Genomic DNA, 17,069 nt, shown 5'->3' on the forward strand with positions numbered 1-17,069 from the left:
TTTCGGCCGGTGACGGAGGGTGGTGAGCGCTCACATGGCGTTCACCAGGTCCATGTAGTGCTCCCAGTCCCAGTGCCGCCCCGGATCGGTGTGGTCCGCGCCCGGTACCTCGTTGTGGCCGATGATGTGCTCCCGGTCCTTCGCGATGCCGTACGTGGCGCACAGATACGCGGTGAGCTCCGCGGACGACGCGTACATCGCCTCCGTGAACCACTCCGGCCGGTCCACCCAGCCCTCGTGCTCGATGCCGATGCTGCGCGTGTTGTAGTCCCAGTTCCCGGCGTGCCAGCCGACGTCCCGGTCCCGTACGCACTGTGCGACGTGCCCGTCCGCCGAGCGCACCACATAGTGCGCGGACACCTGCGCCTCCGGGTTCTGGAAGATCGCGAGGGTGTCGTCGTAGGTCTCCTGCGTCACGTGCACGACGACGAAGTCGACCGGGTATGTCGAGGGCCGGTTGGACACCGTGTAGTTGGAGCGGCTGGCCGGGACCCATTCGGCGTCCGGAAAGTCGGCCGGCCGCCTGCGCTGCTTCGGCAGGGTGGCGTCGGCGCGGGCGGGGAGGAGGAGGGCGGTGGGGACGGCGGCGAGGGCGGCGCCCTGCAGCAGACGGCGCCTGCTCGGGCCGCCGGTGGGGTCTCTGCGTACGCGGTCCATGGGTGACCTGCCTTTCCTGTGGGGGGATTTCAGCTGCGGGATGTGCTCCTCGGGTTGCGTGGTACGGGAGTTGGTGTGGGGGTGTGGTGGTGTGGGGTGTACGGAGCGTGGGGGCGCCGGGCGTACGGGTGCTGCGCAGGGGGAGGCGCGTGCAGTGTGAGGTGCGTGTCGCGTACCTCAACAGCCGTACAAAACCGGCCTGTTGGGGCGTCAGGCGTCAGGCGTCAGGCGTCAGGGGACAGGCGTCAGGGGTCGGGCGCCCGGCGTTCCCAGTGGTTGTGCCCGCCGAAAACCGCCTCTACGCGCGTGAGCCTGCGAAAACCAACGCCACCGAAACTGCCGCTACGCGCGCGTACTCGCCGAATCAGCCGCTACGCGCGCGTGCTCGCCAAAACCGCCACCACGCGCGCGTACTCGCCGAATCAGCCGCTACGCGCGCGTGCCGCCCGCCTGCGGTGCCCCCGGCCGGTCGCCGTACACCGCGGCCCGCTCCCCGTCCGTCAACGGCGGCGCGGAGAGCGGCTCCTGGCGCGGCCCGCGCAGGGCAGCGAGGACGAGCGTGGGGCGGAACAAGCCCGCCGCGGGCGCCGAGAGCGTCATGACCTCCAGCAGGCTGCGGGCGGCGTACGGGCGGGCCGTCGCCGTCGACGTGAGCCGGTCGATGTACCGCTGCCCGGCGCGCTCAAGCAGGGTCGGCCGCGGCCCCGTCGCCTCCGGGTACAGGACGTCCTGCCCGGCCGCCATCTGCCAGGCCATGTCGATCGGCCCGGCCACGGCCCGCTGCACCCTGCGCGCGAGCCCCGACGCGCGCGGCCCGTTCCGGCGCAGCTCGTCGCGGAGCGCGAGCACACCCTGCGCCGCAACCGACATGCCGTGCCCGTACACCGGGTTGTACGTCGCCACCGCGTCGCCCAGCGCGACGAACCCCTCCGGCCAGCTGCGGGCCTTCTCCAGATAGCGGCGCCTGTTGTACGTACTGCGCGACAGGGTCACCTCCCCGCCCAACGGCCGTGCCTGCGCGATGAGTTCACCGACCACGGGGTCCCGCACCTCGCGGGCGAACCGCTCGAACGCCTCCGGGTCCTGCGAGGGATGCGCACCGCGCGTGCCGCACAACGTCACCAGCCAGCGCCCGCCCTCGACCGGCACGATGATCGAACCCCGCCCCGGCTCACCGGTGTTGGCCCGCGGCTGCACATTCACCAGCGGGAAGTCCGCCACACCGGAAGGGGCCTGATAGAGACGGCTGGCGTACAGGACACCGGCGTCCACCTCCGCCTCACGGACCGGCCCGATCCCGATCCCGGACAACCACTGCACCGCGCGCGTGCCGCGCCCCGAGGCGTCCACCACCAGGTCCGCCGCCAGCTCCCGCACCCCGCCGCCCGGGGCGTGCACCCGTACGCCGCGCACCCGGCCGGGGGAGCCCAACAGGCCCGCCACCGTGGTCCGTTCGAGCAGCCGCACCTCCGGCAGGGCGAGGACCCGGCGCCGTATGCAGAAGTCGAGCAGGTCGCGGGTGCAGGCGATGAGGAACTGCATCTCCGTGCCGCCACGCCGGAACCAGCCCTGCGGCGTCATCGACACCAGCGCCGACGGCAGCGGGATGCGCTGCGCGCCGGCGGCGACCCAGTCGTCGAGGACGCCGGGTAACAGGTTCTCCATGGCGCGCGCGCCGCCCGACCACAGGATGTGCGCGTGCCGCGCCTGCGCGAGGGACCTGCGCGGCGACGGACCTTCCGGCAGGTTGTCGCGCTCTACGACCGTGACCTCGTCCAGGTGCTCGGCGAGGGCCGCCGCGGCCAGCGTGCCGGTCAGTCCGCCGCCGACCACCACGGCACGGCGCGGACGAGGGCGTGGGCGAGGGACCGGGCTCGGGGCAACGGTGCTCGGGGGAACGCTGCTCATATGTGTTGTCCTTCTTCTTCGGCCGCCTCCCGGCGGAAGAGGGCCACGACCGTCGAATGACGTATGGCCTGCGAGATCCTGCGCAGATCGGGCTCCTCGGCCGGCATCGCCCCGGCCGCCCCTACGGGCCGCACGGCCCCGCCGTGACCTGACTGCGGCGGCTCGTCCGTCGCGTTCATCGGCTCCGGCAGGTCCTGGTCCGCCGTGCGGCGTTCGTGCCGCGCGGCCACCGCGATCATCGCGGCCGTGCCCTCGACCCCCGCGTCCCGCGCATCGTGCCCGTCCCGGCGGGCCTGTTCGGCGGCCCGGTCGCGCACCCGTGCGTCCAGGGCCGGGCCGAGGCGGAGCAGCGCGTCGTGGATGGCCGTCTCACGCTGCATCACCCGCAGCGTGAGGGACGCGAACGGGCCGAGCGGCACCTCGCGCGCGCCGCCCGCGCTGGGCGCGTCGAGCTCCCGCAGCAGCGGCCCCAACTGCCGGTACGCGCGCCAGTCCCGCCACTTGCCCACCACCTGCGGTCCCGCCATCGGCAGCAGGAAACCGGCCGGGCAGAGCGTGCCGCCGACGGCCGCGAGCGGCGGCCCGATCGACGTGCTCAGGACGTCCCAGTCGACGCCGTACCAGCGCGCCACCACCGCCGTCAGCTTGCACACCGCATTGCCGAGCGTGATCGCGAAGGCCCACACGAGCAGCAGCAGCCCGGCCCGCAGCCAGCCCGTCGCCTTCCGCGACCAGCGCAGGCACAGCACGCTCATGCCCACACAGAACGCGCCGTGCGCCACCAGATAGAGCAGGATCATCTCCCTGATGTACGGGGAGTTGGCGTAGTACGTGTCGAAGTCCTGCAGCCGCTCCACGGGCGCGTGCCCCAGGAAGAACAGCGCGAACAGCGCGGCCGACACCACCAGGAACCCGCCGGCGCACCACCCGCTGACCCGCCGCACCGTGGCCTGGTTGCCGCTGTGCCAGCAGATCAGCAGCACGAAACAGGATGCGGACAGCGCGCTCAGGATCGAGTACGTGACGGGCGCGGCCAGATTCGGAACGCCGGAGGCCGAGTTGACGATCTCGATGGTCGGTGGGGCCGCGAAAGTGAACACCAGAGCGGCCAGGAAGATCAGCGTGCACAGCGACCACAGCAGCGGGTCGCGCCAGTTCCTGATCAGCGCGGGCAGCTTCAGGGCCAGCGCGAAGCCGAGGACGTACGCCGGTATGTAGTAGTCGCCAGGACTCACTCGGCCGCTCCCGGCGCGGCCACCGATCCGGCCACCGCCACCGTGCACAACCGCCCGGACGGCCCGCCTGCGCCCGGTGCGCCGAACAGTGGGCCCGCGCCGTCCAGGACCGCGGCGAGCCGCTCCAGCGTCTCGTCGTCGCGGCGTACGGGGTCGAGGAGCGGTCCGCGCGCCGTGTCCCAACGCCGGGCCACCGCGGCCGGGTCCTCGCCGGTCAGCAGGCCCGCCGCCTGAGCGGCCGCGCCGAGCGCGACCAGCTCGCGGGCCCGGGGCACCTGCACGGCCCGACCGGACAGCCGGCGCACGGTCTCCTGCCACGCCGTGCCGCGCGCCCCGCCGCCGATGAGCAGCAGCGGGGCACCCGAGTCCGCACCCCCGCTTCCCGTGCCGCCACCGCCGGTCCCCGCACAGGCGCCCCGGGGCCCCGTGTCGGCACCCGCGGTCCCTGCGCCGACAGCTGAGTTCCTGCCGCCGGGCTTGCCGCCGGACTTGCTGTCGGGTTTGCCGCCGGGCTTGCTGTCGGGCTTGTCACCGGGCTTGCTGTCGGCCTTGTCGCCGAGGACCAGATCGAGCGCCCTGAGGAGCGCGAACGCCGCCCCGTCGTACGCCGCCTGCAGCAGCTGCCCGCCGCTGGTGTCGTGCCGCAGGCCGTGCAGCAGGCCCGACGCGGCGGGCAGGTTCGGGGTGCGCTCCCCGTCGAGGAACGGCAGGAACGTGGCAGTGCCGCCGGGCTCCACCGCCTCCCGGTCCAGGCCGAGCAGCGCCGCCACCCGGTCCACGGCCAGCGTGCAGTTGAGGGTGCAGGCCAGCGGGAGCCAGTCGCCGCGCGCGTCCGCGAAGCCCGCCACGGTCCCCGAGGGGTCGGCCGGACGGTCCCGGGACACCGCGTACGTCGTGCCGGACGTGCCCAGGCTCATCACCGGCGTCCCGGGGCGCAGACCGAGCCCGAGGGCGGCCGCCGCGTTGTCCCCCGTGCCCGCCGCCACCAACGTCCCGTCGGCGAAGGGGAGTTCCGCACGCGCGCGTACCGTCCCCGCCACCTCGCCGGGCCGCACCACGCGCGGCAGCAGTTCCGGGTCCAGGCAGATGGCGGACAGCACCTCGTCGTCGTACGTCTCGGTGGCGGAGGCCCACCAGCCGGTGCCGGAGGCGTCGCCGCGGTCCGTGGTCGGCTCGCCGGTCAGCCGCTCGGTCAGGTAGTCGTGCGGCAGCCGTACCGCCCTGGTGGCCGCCGCGGCCTCCGGCTCGTGCTCGCGCAGCCACGCCCACTTGGGCGCCGTGAACGCCGGCGCGGGGACGCTCCCGATGCGCCCCGCCCACCATGCAGCGCCGCCCAACTCCTCGATGAGCCGGGCCGCTTGGGGCGCGGAGCGCACGTCGTTCCACAGCAGCGCAGGCCGTACGGGGTGGCCGTCGCCGCCGAGCGCCACCAGCCCGTGCTGCTGTCCGCCCACCGAGACCGCCGCCGCCTCACGCGCGGCGCCACCGCACTGCCGCAACGCCTCGACGAGCGCCTCCCACCACTGCTCCGGGTCACTCTCCCGGGCCGCCCCCGGCGAGACGGTGTGCCCCGCCTGCCCGCTGGCCACGACCCGCCCGCTGCCCGCGTCCACGACCAGCACCTTGGTGGACTGCGTGGAGCTGTCCACACCCACGACGAGCGGCCCGTCGACTGCAGACATGAGGGGCTCCGATCGCGAGGGGGGTGTTGGGCGGGGCGAACCGGATACTAATGGGGGCGTGTGCCGCGAAGATACGGTGCACACCTGCGCGTTCACATCAGGGGTCCCCATGAGCCAGTTCTTCCACTGTGACGGTGTCACCCTGTGGAACCCGTCCAACGGCACCGCACGCCTGTTTCTCCACCAAGTGTCCTTCTACGAGAACGAGTTGGCTCTGCCGTCGGGAATCGGCCCCATGGTGGACGACGATGCGGCCGTCGACCCGCCGGTCCTCCACGCCTTCGCGACGGCTCTCGTGCGGTGGCGGCTCACCGCGAGGCACCCGGTGCTGTCGGCCCTGTCCGACGGGTTCGTGGCGACGGCGCTGGTGCTGGCCGAACGGGCAGGCCGGCCCGTGCCCCTGCCGGACCCGGCCGCACCCGACGGTGGTGCCTTGGGGCTGCCCGCCAAGGCGGGGGAGCTGAGCCGCGCCATGACGCGCTGAGCGGCCCTGCGGGGCACGCCCTCCGGAGCCTGGACCGCCGGTACCTGGACCTCCGGAGCCTGGACCGCTGGAACCTGGACCCCCGGAGTCCGGATGGCCGTAGCCCGGATCGCCGACGCGGGCCTCCGGAACCCGGACCTCCGGAACCCGGCCCTCCGGGACACCGCCCAGCGCTCGCCGTCTCGTCGACCGGACGCGCCCGCCCGCCCTCACTCCTCCCCGAGCACCGCCCCAAGCGCCGTGGCCGGGTCCTGTGCCGCGGGCCCCGCCGGGGTCCAGCGGCCGCGTTCCTTGCGGTAGGGCCACCAACGGCCGTCGCGGCCCAGGCGGAGCTGGGCGCGCGTGCCGGTCGCGGTCCAGCGGTTGCCGGTGCCGCGCAGGGCGGGCCGCTCACCCTCGTCCCACGCCGACTCAAGCGCCGCACGCGCGCGTGCGGCCGATTCCGCCTGCGGCGTCCACTCCTCCTCCAGTACGGCGAGGCCCTCCGCGCCGCCCAACTGCCACGCGCGTACGGCCAGCAGGAGCCCTTCACGGTCACGCCCCGTGCCGTCGGCGAGGCGCGCGAGCACGCGCTGGTCCGTGTCCGGCCCGGCGTCCGCGGCGAGGCGCACCGCGTCCTCGGCGGCCGTCGCCGGAGCCGCGGGGGCGGCCTGCGCGTGCCCGGGAGCGAGCGCCTCGGCCAGCGTCCGGTGCGCCTCGGCCGCCGCCACCGCCGCAAGGAACTCCACGGCCGAGGCGTCCACCCCGGGCGCGGGCGACGTCTCCGTGTCCAGGGACGGCGGCGTGCCGGGTGCCTCCGGCAGCGCGGGGAGCGCCGGCAGAGGGGGCAGGATCCCGCCCGTCGCGTACGCCTCGTCGGCCCGCACGCCCCGCGGCGCCTCCGGCTGCCGGGGCGCGGCGGCCCGCTCCGGCTCGTCCTTCGCGGCCCGCGCGACGCTGCGCACCTGCAGCTCGTCGAGCAGCGCGCGCTCACCCCTGCCGCGCAGCAGGAGCAGCACGAACGGATCCTGGTCGAGCAGCCGCGCCAGCTGGTACGAGAGCGCCGCCGTGTGCCCGCAGTGGTCCCAGGCGTCGCAGGTGCACTCCGGCTCCAGGTCGCCGATGCCCGGCAACAGTTCGACGCCGGCCGCCGCCGCGTCCTCCACGAGGTGCGGCGGCATCTCGCGGTCGAGGAGCGCCGCGATGTGCCCGGCCCGCTCGGCGGCCATGTCGAGGAACCGGTCCCACTCGTCCTCGCTGAGCCGCTGCAGCAGCACATCGGCACGGTGCCCGGTGCCGTCCCGGCCGCCGCTCACCACGGCCGTGATCCGGCCCGGCCGCACCGACACCGCGCCCACCGCGCCCGCACGCGCGAGCCTGCGGCCCGCCTTGAGCTGTGCGGCGTCGAGCGCCGTGTCCTCCAGGGCCTTCAGCCAGGCCTGCCCCCACCACGTGACCGCGAACCCGCGCCCCCGCGCGGGCGGCAGCGCCGCGAACGTCCGCTCCTCCGCGGCCGTTTCGGCCCCGTCGTCGTACAGGCCGTCCGGACCGCCCCGCTCGTCCAGACCGTCCCGCTCGTCGTGTCCACCACTCATCGCGTACCCCCTCGAAGAGCCACCAGGTCGGCCAGTTCCGCATCGGTCAGTTCGGTCAGGGCCGCCTCACCGGAGCCGAGCACCGCGTCGGCGAGCTCCCGCTTGCGTTCCAGCATGGCCGCGATCCGGTCCTCGATCGTGCCCTCCGCGATCAGCCGATGCACCTGCACCGGTCGGTTCTGCCCGATGCGGTACGCGCGGTCCGTGGCCTGCGCCTCCACCGCCGGGTTCCACCAGCGGTCGTAGTGCACGACGTGCTCCGCCCGCGTCAGGTTCAGGCCCGTGCCCGCCGCCTTCAACGACAGCAGGAACACCGGCACTTCACCCGCCTGGAACCGCTCCACCATCGCCTCGCGCTCACCCACCGGCGTACCGCCGTGCAGGAACTGGCTCGGCACACCACGGTCCGCCAGGTGCCCCTCGATGAGCCGCGCCATCTGCACGTACTGCGTGAAGACCAGCACGCTCGCGTCCTCGGCGAGGATCGTGTCGAGCAGCTCGTCCAGGAGTTCCAGCTTGCCGGACCGCCCGGACAAGCGCGGCCGCTCCTCCTTGAGGTACTGCGCCGGGTGGTTGCAGATCTGCTTCAGGCCGGTCAGCAGCTTCACGACCAGACCGCGCCGCTCCATCCCGTCGGCCGCGGCGATCGCCGCCAGCGTCTCGCGCACCACCGCCTCGTACAGCGCGGCCTGCTCCTTGGTGAGCGATACGGCGCGGTCCGTCTCGGTCTTCGGTGGTAGCTCGGGCGCGATACCCGGGTCGGACTTGCGCCGCCGCAGCAGAAACGGCCGCACGAGCCGGGCGAGGCGCTCCGCGGCCGCCGGATCGGCGCCGCCCTCCACGGCCTTCGCGTACCGGGAGCGGAACGTACCGAGCCGGCCGAGCAGCCCCGGGGTGGTCCAGTCGAGGATCGCCCACAGCTCGGACAGGTTGTTCTCCACCGGGGTGCCGGTCAGCGCCACGCGCGCGTGCGCCCGGATTCCGCGCAGCTCCTTCGCGGTCGCGGAGAACGGGTTCTTCACGTGCTGCGCCTCGTCGGCGACGACCATCCCCCAGGTGACGCCTGCCAGTTGGGCCGCGTCCAGGCGCATGGTGCCGTACGTGGTGAGCACGAACTCGCCGGCGGCCAGGTCGTCGAGGCGCCGAGTCCCGCCGTGGAAGCGGCGCACCGGGGTGCCCGGCGCGAACTTCCTGATCTCCCGCTCCCAGTTGCCCATCAGGGACGTCGGGCAGACCACGAGCGTCGGACCCGCGGACGCCTCGTCCTGCTGCCGGTGCAGGTGCAGTGCGATCAGCGTGATCGTCTTGCCGAGGCCCATGTCGTCCGCGAGGCAGCCGCCGAGTCCGAGCGAGGTCATCTGGGCGAGCCAGCCGAGGCCACGCAGCTGGTAGTCGCGCAGCGTCGCGGCGAGCGCCGCCGGCTGGGGCACGGGAGCGGCCGCCTCGGGGTCCGCGAGGCGTTCCCGCAGCCGCGCCAGCCAGCCGGAGGGCTCCACGTCGACCCGCCGCCCCCGGACCTCCGTCGAGCCGGTCAGCGCGGCGCTCAGCGCGTCCACGGGGCTGATCTTGTGGTCCTGCTGCGCACGCGCGCGTTGCGCTTCCTGCGGGTCGATCAGCACCCACTGGTCGCGCAGCCGCACCACCGGACGGTTGGCTTCCGCGAGCTGGTCCAGCTCCTCGCGCGTGAGCTGCTGATCGCCGAGCGCGAACGACCAGTTGAAGGAGAGCAGCGCGTCCGCGGACAGGAACGACGGAGTCCCGTCGCCGAACCCCCTGCCGTGGTCGCCGTCACCTGACCCGCTGTCCCGGAAGTCGTCGCAGGACCCGCTGTCCGGGAAGCCGTCGCCGTAACCGGCCGCACCGGTGTCCTCCGGCGGGCCGATCACCGCACGCGCGGTCAGCCTGCGGCCCAGCGCACGCGGCCAGTGCACGTCGACGCCCACCGCGGCGAGGGTGCGCGACGCGGAGCCCAGCAGCTCCGTCACGTCCTCGTCCGCCAGGTCCACGGCGTCCGGCACGGCCGCGGAGAGCAGCGGCGCGAGCGGCGCCCAGGCGCGAGCGGCGCGGCGCAGCGCGAGCAGCGCGTCCAGCCGGGCGCGGGCCCCGAACGACCGTGCCGCGGGCCCCGAATCGGCCCACACGCCGGCCGCGTCGGCGACCAGGCCGGGGTCGCTGACGCTGTGCATCTGCAGCACGGCCCGGAATGCCCCGGGCGCCCCTGCCGCACCGTCGCCGCCCAGCCCGGCGACCTCCACGCGCAGCGAGACCCGTACGCCCGCGTCCTGCCCCGCGGCCACGTCGGCGGCCCACTCCCGCTGCTCGGGCAGCCGCCGCGGCGCCTCGGCGGCGAACGCCCGCTGCCCGGAGGCCAGTTCGGCGGCGGGGGAGCGGGGCAGCGTGTCGGCCACCGCGTCGAGGAAGGCGCGCAGCAGCCGCTCGGGGTCGGGCAGCAGCAGCGGCTCGTCGGCGGGGGAGCCGGAGCGGGCCTGCGGTACGGCGTGTGCCGCGGGCGGCATCGCGGCCGCCAGTTCGCGCAGCAGCCGCAGATCGTCGGCGGCCAGCGGCCCCACCCGCCAGGCGTCGTGGTCGCCGTCCGACAGGCCGGGCAACAGCAGCCCGCGCGCGACGAGTTGCAGCCCCCACGCGGCAGCCGCACCCCAGAACGCCGACGCGGAATCGGCCTCTACAGCGGAATCAGCCCCTACAAGGGTGCGCGCCCGGGTCAGCACAGGCAGCGCTTCTCGTACGGACAGGCACCGCGCGGGTACCCGGACGGGCTCGACGTCCCCGGAGTCCACCGGCAGGGCGACGGTCAGCTCCTCGACGCTGCCGACTCCGGCGTCCGGCGGTTCCTGGCCGTCGGAGAGCCAGAACGCCATCCGTCCGGTGCGTGCCGGGTCTCCCGGCAGAAAAACGGCACTACAGAAGGAGAGGTCAAAGATCTCGGGAAGCGTGGCTACGGGTGGCCTGTGCACGACGATGTCGGATTCCTCAAATTTGACTACCGGAGTGGGTCGCCGAGGGTACCTCGCCCCATGCCCTCCAGGCGAACGGTCTTGCTGTGACGGTCGACACATCCTTCCGGTCGGGGCGGAGGCGGTCCGGGGGCGGGTCAGGGGCGGCTCAGGGTCGGATCAGGGACAGCTCAGGGTTCGGGAGCCTCGACAGCAGGGGGACCACTGGGGCGACACTGGAACCAGGACGCGCTGGGGTCCGCTCTCCGTACGAGGGCGTCGCAAGGCTTCCTCGTACAGCGAAGCAACGAGACGGCGCACGGAGCGCGGACCCGACCACCGGCCGGACGGCCGTAGGACCGCAGAGGAGGCGACAGTCATGTCGAACAACGCGAAGATCGCCATCGGGGGCGTGGCGCTCGGCCTGTTCCTGTGGATCTGGCTGCCGCTGTGGGCCGTCGTGCTGATCGTCGTGGGCGTCCCCGCCGCGGCGTATCTCACCCTCGACCCGTCCCAGCGCCGCAGACTCCGCCGGATACGACGACGCGAGATCGGACGCTGACGGGGTGCAGGTGCGTGGACGAGGGGTGGGCGGCGCAGGGCTGCGTGGACGAGGGGCGCGTGGACGAGGGGTGCTCTGACGAGGCGGCGGTGATTCGGGGCGCCTCGGACGCGGGTGCCTCGGACGCGGGCGCCTCGGATGAAGGGCGCGGACGGAGGGTGCCTTCGGCGAGGACGAGGTGTCTCGGCGAGGAGAAATGAGTTGCCCACGCCGACTCCCCGGCCGCACCATGTCCCGCATGACTTCCGGAAAGGAGGCCCAGCGATCCGTCGGTGATCGCTGATGGCCACACCCGCAGCCCCGCAGCCGCGACGACCCCGACAGCCGTCGTCGCCCGGCCCCCAGCCCCTCACGCCGGGCTGGCTCAGTGCCCACTTCGACCCGCTGCCGTTCCCCGCCCGGACGAGCGCCCTCGCCCGCTACGCCAGATCCCTCACCCCTGCCGCCTACGCAGCCCTGCACCACACCCTCGACGCGGGCACGGACCACGAACGGCACACGGCACTGTTCCTCGCAGTCGCCCGCCGCGACCTGCCCGCCGTAGCCACAGCCCTGGACGACCCCGCACTGCGTCGCCGCGCCCTGTCCGCCGCGATCCGACTGCCCGTACCCGAACCAGCCCTGGAAAAACAGGCGTTGAGCCCCGCCCGGGCCGTACGCCACGACACGTACCGCGTCCTGAAACGCAGCCGCCGCCACACCCTGGCCGCCGCCCTGCTGCCCAGAGCGCACGCACAGTACGGCGACGACGACGCCGGCCGGCTCCTGACCGCCTGCCCCGCCGCCACCGTCGACACGTGGCTGCCGCGACTCGACCCACCCCTCGGTGTCCTGCGCACCCTCGCGCGCACCGCACCGGTCGCGGTCGCCCGACTCGTCGCCGACCGGTACAGCGGGATACGGCCGCACGAGCGGCACGCCAGGTCCGCGTTCGACCGCCGCTACCGCGCCCTGGCCTGTCTCGCGGCCCGCCGCGACCCCGACGCCGGTCTCGTACTGGTGCATGCGGCGCCACACCTGCTCGAAGGCGAGGCCACGCTGTCCGTACTGCGTCGGCCCACAGCCGTACTCGAAGCGCTGCGCGCACGGGCGCCCCTGCAGGCACCGAACCGGCAGGAACGGCACTGCGGTTGCACTCCTCGGCCCGAACTGTCCCTTCCACCGGGCTCGTTGCCGCGCGCCGTCCGCACAGCCCTGCTGCAACTGCCGCACGAAGACCTCGCCGACCTGGCCGAGCACGGCACGGCAGACGCCCGCCGGTCCGGCGTCCGACAGCGGCACGAGGTCGCCCCCGACGCACTCCTCATGCTCCTCCCGCCCGCCGAACGCCGCCGGGCCGTCACCCGCAGGGCCGCAGACCACCGCAACGGCCTGGACGCCGTGTCCGTCACCGCGCTGGCCGCCCTCACACCCGACGACCGCGCCGAGGGCGACCAACCCGCGCACCGCGCCGGGCAGCTCTCCCGCACGGACGCGCTGCGCCGCCTCGCCGCATGCGCAGACACCCTCCAGAACGCCTGCCGCCCCGAACCTGGCCCCGGATACGGGCAGGTCCACGAGGCTGACACGTGCTGGGCCGACACGTGCTGGGCCGACACGTGCTGGGCCGACACGGCACAGCAGACGGGCGAGGTGATCGACGGTCTCGTGGACGCCTTGCGCGCGGTCGGCCTGCACGGGCGCGCCGAACCTCTGCTGCGGGGTGCGCTGCTGAGCACCGTGCTGCGCCGCTGCCCGTACCAGCCGGAGCGCTGGGACCGACTGCTGCGCAGCATCGAGGCACGCGAAGCCCCACTGCCCCCGAGTGCCGAACTGGATGACCCCGACGCGTGGCCTGCGCGCAGCGCTCTGCCTGGCCCCCTGCCGACACCGGATCCCGCACAGGTCGTGGAACCGGCTCTGGCGGCGGTACGAGACCTGCGCGCACGCGGCACCCGCTCGTCAGCACGGCTGGCCTGTGCGGTCGTACGGACCTGCGGCGAGCGCTCCTCCTGGTCGCCCGAGTGGCGGGCCGAACTCGACGCGCTACGCCGGCATCAGGACGCGGAGACGGCGGCCGAGGCGATGCTCAGGGGGCCCGACGCCACCTGAGCGCGAGCGCCACGGCCGTGCCTCCGCCCGGCCGCGGCGCTCAGGAAGGCCGTACCGCCATCTTGTCCAGCGCTTCCAGCAGCGCGGGCAGTTCACGGCCCCGGCCCACCGGCAGCACCTCGCCCGGCTCCTCGTCGAGCAGCACGAAGGCGATGTCGTCGGTCCGGGCGACCAGGGACCACCCGGGTCCGTCGGCCCGCAGCGTACGCGCCTCCTGCGTGGCGAACGCCGACCGCACGCGGCCCAGGGGAGGGGGCGCATCGACGTACGCCCGCGCCTCCGCCAGCACGCGCCTGATTCCGCTGGCCGGTTGAGGCTGTTCGGGGGCGGTGTCCGTACCCTCGGGGGCGGTCCTGGTCTCGGCGGGGGTCCCGGGGGCGGCCCCGGTCCCGGCGGCGATCCCGGTCTCAGGGTCGGTCTCGTTTCCCGGGTCGGTCCCGGGGCCCGTCGCGGTCTCGGGGCCGGTGGTCCCGGCGGAAGGAGCCCCGGCGTCGGGGGAGTCCGAGCCGCCGGCCTCGTCCGACGCCGAGTCGTCCGCAGGGTTCACGAACTCCGCGTCGTCTATCTGCGCCCGCCAAGTCGCCCATTGCAGGGCTATCTCGTCCGCGCCGAGGCGCCGTTGAGCCGGTCCCCACGCGCTCGTGTCGGGCGGCGTGAGCACGCGGATGCCACCGTCGTCTTCCTCGCCCGGCTCCGGGTCGTGCGGGGCGGGCACGCCGGGAGCGGCCACGGCCACGGCCAGCGGCCAGCCCGGTAGCGCGGCCACGACAGTGCGGTCGTCCGGCGAGAGGTCGTAGTCCATGCCGCAGTCCCACGAGGCGATCGCCACGGCGACGAGAGACACGTCGTCCACCACCACCGTCCACCGCGCGCCGTCGCCGTCCTGCCCGAGCACAAGCCCGTACCCGTCGTCGACCGGCGTGAGCCCGAGCGCCCCGCACGCCTCCGGATAGTCGTCGCCGAGCACGCTCGGGAACTTCGCCGGCGTCAACAGCACCGCTGTGAGCACGTACAGCGCGTCGTCCTCGGCGGCGACGGCCTCCCCCGTCCCGGCCATGGCATCCTCCACATCAGTTCGTCCGTCGGCGCACCTTAACCAGTGGTAACTCACGCGTCGAGGCCCGGTGATACGGAAAACGGCTCGTCGGCGAGCTGATCCTTTCCGCTCAGCGGCCGCGAGTCCCCCAGTAGGCGCCGGGGTCAGGCCTCGGGCACGGCCCGCTCCACCGCAGGCAGGTCGAACAGAGCACGCGCCACCGCGTCCGGTGAATCGCCGCGTTTCCTGTGGGCGGCCTTCACCTTGGTGCGTTTGCGTTTACGACGGCCTCATTGACCGCGGTGCCGCCCGAACCGCGTCCGTCCGGCCGGAAATGCCGCGGATTCTGTCGTACATGTACGGATCCCCTTCCCCCTGAACAATTCCAGCTCCCCTGAACAACTCCAGTCCCCTGAACAGCTCCAGTGCCCGTCCACGACCGCAGCGCGGCCGCTCCCGCGTGGCCGGCTCAGTCCTGCCAGACCGCGAGAGCCAAGAACTTGCAGTCCTCGTCAACGTACGACGTTATGCGCCATCCCGAACTGGCAGGCAAAGGACCCAAGTTGGCTTCGTCCCGCAGATCGCCCGGCCTCAACTGGCGCCCCTGCCGTGCCGCGAGAGCCGCACGCCCGATGGGATGCACATCCACCGAAACCGTCACCGCGCGTGTGGCAAACACGAGCCACGCGCGGTACGTGCCCGACTCCCTGCACCCCCGAGAGAACTCACCATGACCCCCGAGCGCTTCCGCACCGACAACGGCGACTCCACCACCCTGGCCCTGAACATCCTCGTAGCCGGGGGATTCGGCGTCGGAAAGACCACCCTGGTCGGCTCGGCCAGCGAGATCCGGCCACTGCGCACAGCGGAGCGCCTCAGAGGCAAAGGCGAGGCGGTGGACGACACCACAGGCGTGAACGGAAAGCCACCACCACGGTCGCCATGGACTTCGGCAGGATCACCATCAGAAGCGGCCCGTCCCTCTACCCCTTCAGAAGCGGCCCGTCCCTCTACCCCTTCGGCACACCCGGCCAGGGCCGCTTCTCGCACCTGCGGGACGAACTGTCATGTGAGACAAATGCCTGCCAATCGGCGTCAGTCATCTTCGGTGCCATGTCCCCATCCCGTCTTGCCCGCAGCGCGACGGTGGTGAAGGCTTGCGGTCAACGCAGGAACGGGGAGGACCGAAACATGGCACAGAACACAGGACTTGGCTGGCTGCTCGACGATCTGACCAAGCGCGTCGAACACGTACGGCACGCACTGGTCCTGTCCAACGACGGCCTGGTGACAGCGGCGAGTTCAGACCTGCAGCGAGAGGACGCCGAACACCTGGCCGCGGTCTCCTCCGGCCTGCACAGCCTCGCCAAAGGCTCCGGACGCCACTTCGGCGCCGGCCACGTACGCCAGACCATGATCGAGTTCGACCAGGCGATCCTCTTCGTCACCGCGGCAGGCGACGGCAGCTGCCTGTGCGTCCTCAGCTCCGCGGAAGCCGACATCGGGCAGGTGGCGTACGAGATGACGCTGCTCGTCAACCGCGTTGGCGAACACCTCGGCGTCGGCGCACGCCACCGCTCACCGGCGGTCGACCTCTGAACCCACGACCCCCACTGCCCCAACCGCCCGAGCAGGCCCGCCCGCCCGCCCGACGTGACGTGCGGCGACCGCCTGCCCGGGTCGGCGACCGCAGTCTGCCGGAACCGGCCGGAGCCGATCGCCGACCGTCCACCGCGGGACGAAGTTATCCACAGATCGAAGTTATCCACAGGCCCAGCGGCCTGAGACCGATCCAGGCTACGGTCTTCACCGAGAGTAGTCAGAGCGATCCGACCTCACGGGGGAGACCACCATGTCCGCAAAAGCCGTACCCACCAACCCAGTTCACGACCCCACACCCTCGTACGCGCCCAGCCGTGCAGCCGCTGACCTGGGCCTGAAACGGACCGAGCTACTCCTGGCAGTCCAACTCGGCCTGGTTCGCACCACCGCAGGCCAGGACCCCCGGCGATGGCGCATCCCCAGGCCCGAAATCCAGCGCCTCCGGTCCACTCAAGGGTTCCCCAACACACTGCGTGAACGCGTCAAACTCGTCGGCACCACCGAAGGCGCCGAACTCATGGGCATCACCCGCGGCCGCTTCACCAAGCTCGCCCGCCTCGGCTACCTGACACCGGCCAAGTTCTATCTGAACCGCTACCGCGCACTCGTGTGGCTCTACCTCGCCGACGACGTCCGCCAGTTCGCCGAAGCCAACACCCCGCTGCTCTCCGGCAAGGCACCCGTCACCCTCCGCACCCGACTCAGCGCAGGCGAGGACCGACGCGCCCGCAACTGGCGCGAACGCCACTGCGGCCACCTACTCCGAATCGCCCAAGACCCCTGGCAGAGCGCAGCAGTCACGGCCTCGATGCTCGAACCCACCCAGGTCGCCGACATCGTGCCCGACCCGCGCGAGCGCGCCTACCTGATCCGGCTCCGCCCCGAGTCGACGACCTTGCCGAACGCCCCGGACTCACCCGCCGCACAAGCCGCCGCACGCGTCCTGCAGGCCGACGACCCGGACGAGATCCGCTGGCTGCGGACCACACTGGCGCTCGGCATGGAGGACGCCAGAAAAGAACGCCCGGCCCCACGACCACACGAAGCGCCGCGCACCACAGCACCCACCACAGCACCCACCACAGCACCCACCACAGCACCCACCACAGCACCCACCACAGCACCCACCGGAGAACCCACCACACCACCCGCTCCGGCCGCTTCGGAGCACGACCTACAACGAGACCACGACGAAGTCGACGCGCGCGGAACAGCACCCGGACGAAGCCCCTCCCGCCGCGGCCTGATGGGCTGGCTCAGCCGCAGACACTGCTAGGCACGGCC

At 73.3% G+C, this 17,069-nt stretch carries 12 protein-coding genes and 2 pseudogenes; 6 read left to right on the forward strand and 8 right to left on the reverse strand.

What is annotated here, in order from left to right; all coding sequences use genetic code 11:
* Nucleotides 1-30: 30 nt before the first annotated feature.
* The 4 genes from QIS99_RS17160 to xylB form a co-directional block, all read right to left on the reverse strand.
* Nucleotides 31-657 carry an N-acetylmuramoyl-L-alanine amidase gene (locus QIS99_RS17160; protein WP_282514297.1) on the reverse strand — a complete coding sequence of 209 codons (627 nt, stop codon included), beginning with the start codon at nucleotides 655-657 and terminating at the stop codon, nucleotides 31-33.
* Nucleotides 658-1,086: 429 nt separating this feature from the next.
* On the reverse strand, nucleotides 1,087-2,565 hold the full coding sequence (locus tag QIS99_RS17165; RefSeq protein ID WP_282514298.1) for an FAD-dependent oxidoreductase: 1,479 nt from the start codon (nucleotides 2,563-2,565) through the stop codon (nucleotides 1,087-1,089).
* On the reverse strand, nucleotides 2,562-3,800 hold the full coding sequence (locus QIS99_RS17170) for an MAB_1171c family putative transporter (protein ID WP_282514299.1): 1,239 nt from the start codon (nucleotides 3,798-3,800) through the stop codon (nucleotides 2,562-2,564). Before QIS99_RS17170 ends, QIS99_RS17165 begins: the two co-directional genes overlap by 4 nt.
* Nucleotides 3,797-5,593 (reverse strand): xylulokinase, encoded by a 1,797-nt coding sequence (xylB, locus tag QIS99_RS17175; RefSeq protein ID WP_349017303.1) that lies wholly within the window; start codon nucleotides 5,591-5,593, stop codon nucleotides 3,797-3,799. Before xylB ends, QIS99_RS17170 begins: the two co-directional genes overlap by 4 nt.
* On the opposite strand from xylB, the gene QIS99_RS17180 reads away from it, so the two are divergent.
* Nucleotides 5,592-5,966 (forward strand): DUF6086 family protein, encoded by a 375-nt coding sequence (locus QIS99_RS17180; protein ID WP_282514301.1) that lies wholly within the window; start codon nucleotides 5,592-5,594, stop codon nucleotides 5,964-5,966. The two genes, xylB and QIS99_RS17180, sit on opposite strands and share 2 nt — an antisense overlap.
* 209 nt (nucleotides 5,967-6,175) lie before the next feature.
* Here the strand turns inward: QIS99_RS17180 and QIS99_RS17185 are convergent, their stop codons facing one another.
* Nucleotides 6,176-7,540: an SWIM zinc finger family protein gene (locus QIS99_RS17185; protein WP_282514303.1), complete on the reverse strand. Its 1,365-nt coding sequence runs from the start codon at nucleotides 7,538-7,540 to the stop codon at nucleotides 6,176-6,178.
* On the reverse strand, nucleotides 7,537-10,515 hold the full coding sequence (locus QIS99_RS17190) for a DEAD/DEAH box helicase (RefSeq protein WP_282514304.1): 2,979 nt from the start codon (nucleotides 10,513-10,515) through the stop codon (nucleotides 7,537-7,539). The genes QIS99_RS17185 and QIS99_RS17190 overlap by 4 nt, the downstream gene beginning before the upstream one ends.
* 358 nt (nucleotides 10,516-10,873) lie before the next feature.
* Here QIS99_RS17190 and QIS99_RS17195 point away from each other — a divergent pair, with 358 nt between their 5' ends.
* Together QIS99_RS17195 and QIS99_RS17200 are read left to right on the forward strand one after the other, a co-directional pair.
* Nucleotides 10,874-11,056, forward strand: a complete 183-nt coding sequence (locus QIS99_RS17195; RefSeq protein ID WP_282514305.1) for a hypothetical protein — start codon at nucleotides 10,874-10,876, stop codon at nucleotides 11,054-11,056.
* 282 nt (nucleotides 11,057-11,338) lie between these two features.
* Nucleotides 11,339-13,147, forward strand: coding sequence for a hypothetical protein (locus tag QIS99_RS17200; protein WP_282514306.1), 1,809 nt, complete (start codon nucleotides 11,339-11,341; stop codon nucleotides 13,145-13,147).
* Nucleotides 13,148-13,187: 40 nt separating this feature from the next.
* Here QIS99_RS17200 and QIS99_RS17205 read toward each other — a convergent pair whose 3' ends face one another.
* Entirely contained in the window at nucleotides 13,188-14,204 is a 1,017-nt protein-coding gene (locus tag QIS99_RS17205) for a hypothetical protein (protein WP_282514307.1), read from the reverse strand.
* Nucleotides 14,205-14,652: 448 nt separating this feature from the next.
* Nucleotides 14,653-14,823: pseudogene (locus QIS99_RS17210) on the reverse strand (SAM-dependent methyltransferase); the annotation flags it as partial.
* 90 nt (nucleotides 14,824-14,913) lie between these two features.
* Between QIS99_RS17210 and QIS99_RS17215 the strand changes: the two are divergent.
* The 3 genes and pseudogenes from QIS99_RS17215 to QIS99_RS17225 form a co-directional block, all read left to right on the forward strand.
* A pseudogene (locus QIS99_RS17215) lies at nucleotides 14,914-15,251 on the forward strand (ATP/GTP-binding protein); the annotation flags it as partial.
* Nucleotides 15,252-15,374: 123 nt separating this feature from the next.
* Complete coding sequence (locus tag QIS99_RS17220; protein WP_282514403.1) at nucleotides 15,375-15,782, forward strand: roadblock/LC7 domain-containing protein; 408 nt, start codon at nucleotides 15,375-15,377, stop codon at nucleotides 15,780-15,782.
* A 253-nt stretch (nucleotides 15,783-16,035) separates the two neighbouring features.
* The gene (locus QIS99_RS17225) at nucleotides 16,036-17,061 is read left to right on the forward strand and encodes a DUF6397 family protein (protein WP_282514308.1); all 1,026 of its coding nucleotides are present in this window, start codon (nucleotides 16,036-16,038) and stop codon (nucleotides 17,059-17,061) included.
* Nucleotides 17,062-17,069 lie beyond the last annotated feature (8 nt).

Source organism: Streptomyces solicavernae (assembly GCF_029968095.1).
GTDB lineage: Bacteria > Actinomycetota > Actinomycetes > Streptomycetales > Streptomycetaceae > Streptomyces > Streptomyces solicavernae.

What these genes read in the sequence shown, in the direction of transcription:
- QIS99_RS17160 (WP_282514297.1), bottom strand. Translation starts at nt 657, where the DNA reads ATGGACCGCGTACGCAGAGACCCCACCGGCGGCCCGAGCAGGCGCCGT.
- QIS99_RS17165 (WP_282514298.1), bottom strand. Translation starts at nt 2,565, where the DNA reads ATGAGCAGCGTTCCCCCGAGCACCGTTGCCCCGAGCCCGGTCCCTCGC.
- QIS99_RS17180 (WP_282514301.1), top strand. Translation starts at nt 5,592, where the DNA reads ATGAGCCAGTTCTTCCACTGTGACGGTGTCACCCTGTGGAACCCGTCC.
- xylB (WP_349017303.1), bottom strand. Translation starts at nt 5,593, where the DNA reads ATGGGGACCCCTGATGTGAACGCGCAGGTGTGCACCGTATCTTCGCGG.
- QIS99_RS17185 (WP_282514303.1), bottom strand. Translation starts at nt 7,540, where the DNA reads ATGAGTGGTGGACACGACGAGCGGGACGGTCTGGACGAGCGGGGCGGT.
- QIS99_RS17195 (WP_282514305.1), top strand. Translation starts at nt 10,874, where the DNA reads ATGTCGAACAACGCGAAGATCGCCATCGGGGGCGTGGCGCTCGGCCTG.
- QIS99_RS17200 (WP_282514306.1), top strand. Translation starts at nt 11,339, where the DNA reads ATGGCCACACCCGCAGCCCCGCAGCCGCGACGACCCCGACAGCCGTCG.
- QIS99_RS17205 (WP_282514307.1), bottom strand. Translation starts at nt 14,204, where the DNA reads ATGGCCGGGACGGGGGAGGCCGTCGCCGCCGAGGACGACGCGCTGTAC.
- QIS99_RS17220 (WP_282514403.1), top strand. Translation starts at nt 15,375, where the DNA reads ATGGCACAGAACACAGGACTTGGCTGGCTGCTCGACGATCTGACCAAG.
- QIS99_RS17225 (WP_282514308.1), top strand. Translation starts at nt 16,036, where the DNA reads ATGTCCGCAAAAGCCGTACCCACCAACCCAGTTCACGACCCCACACCC.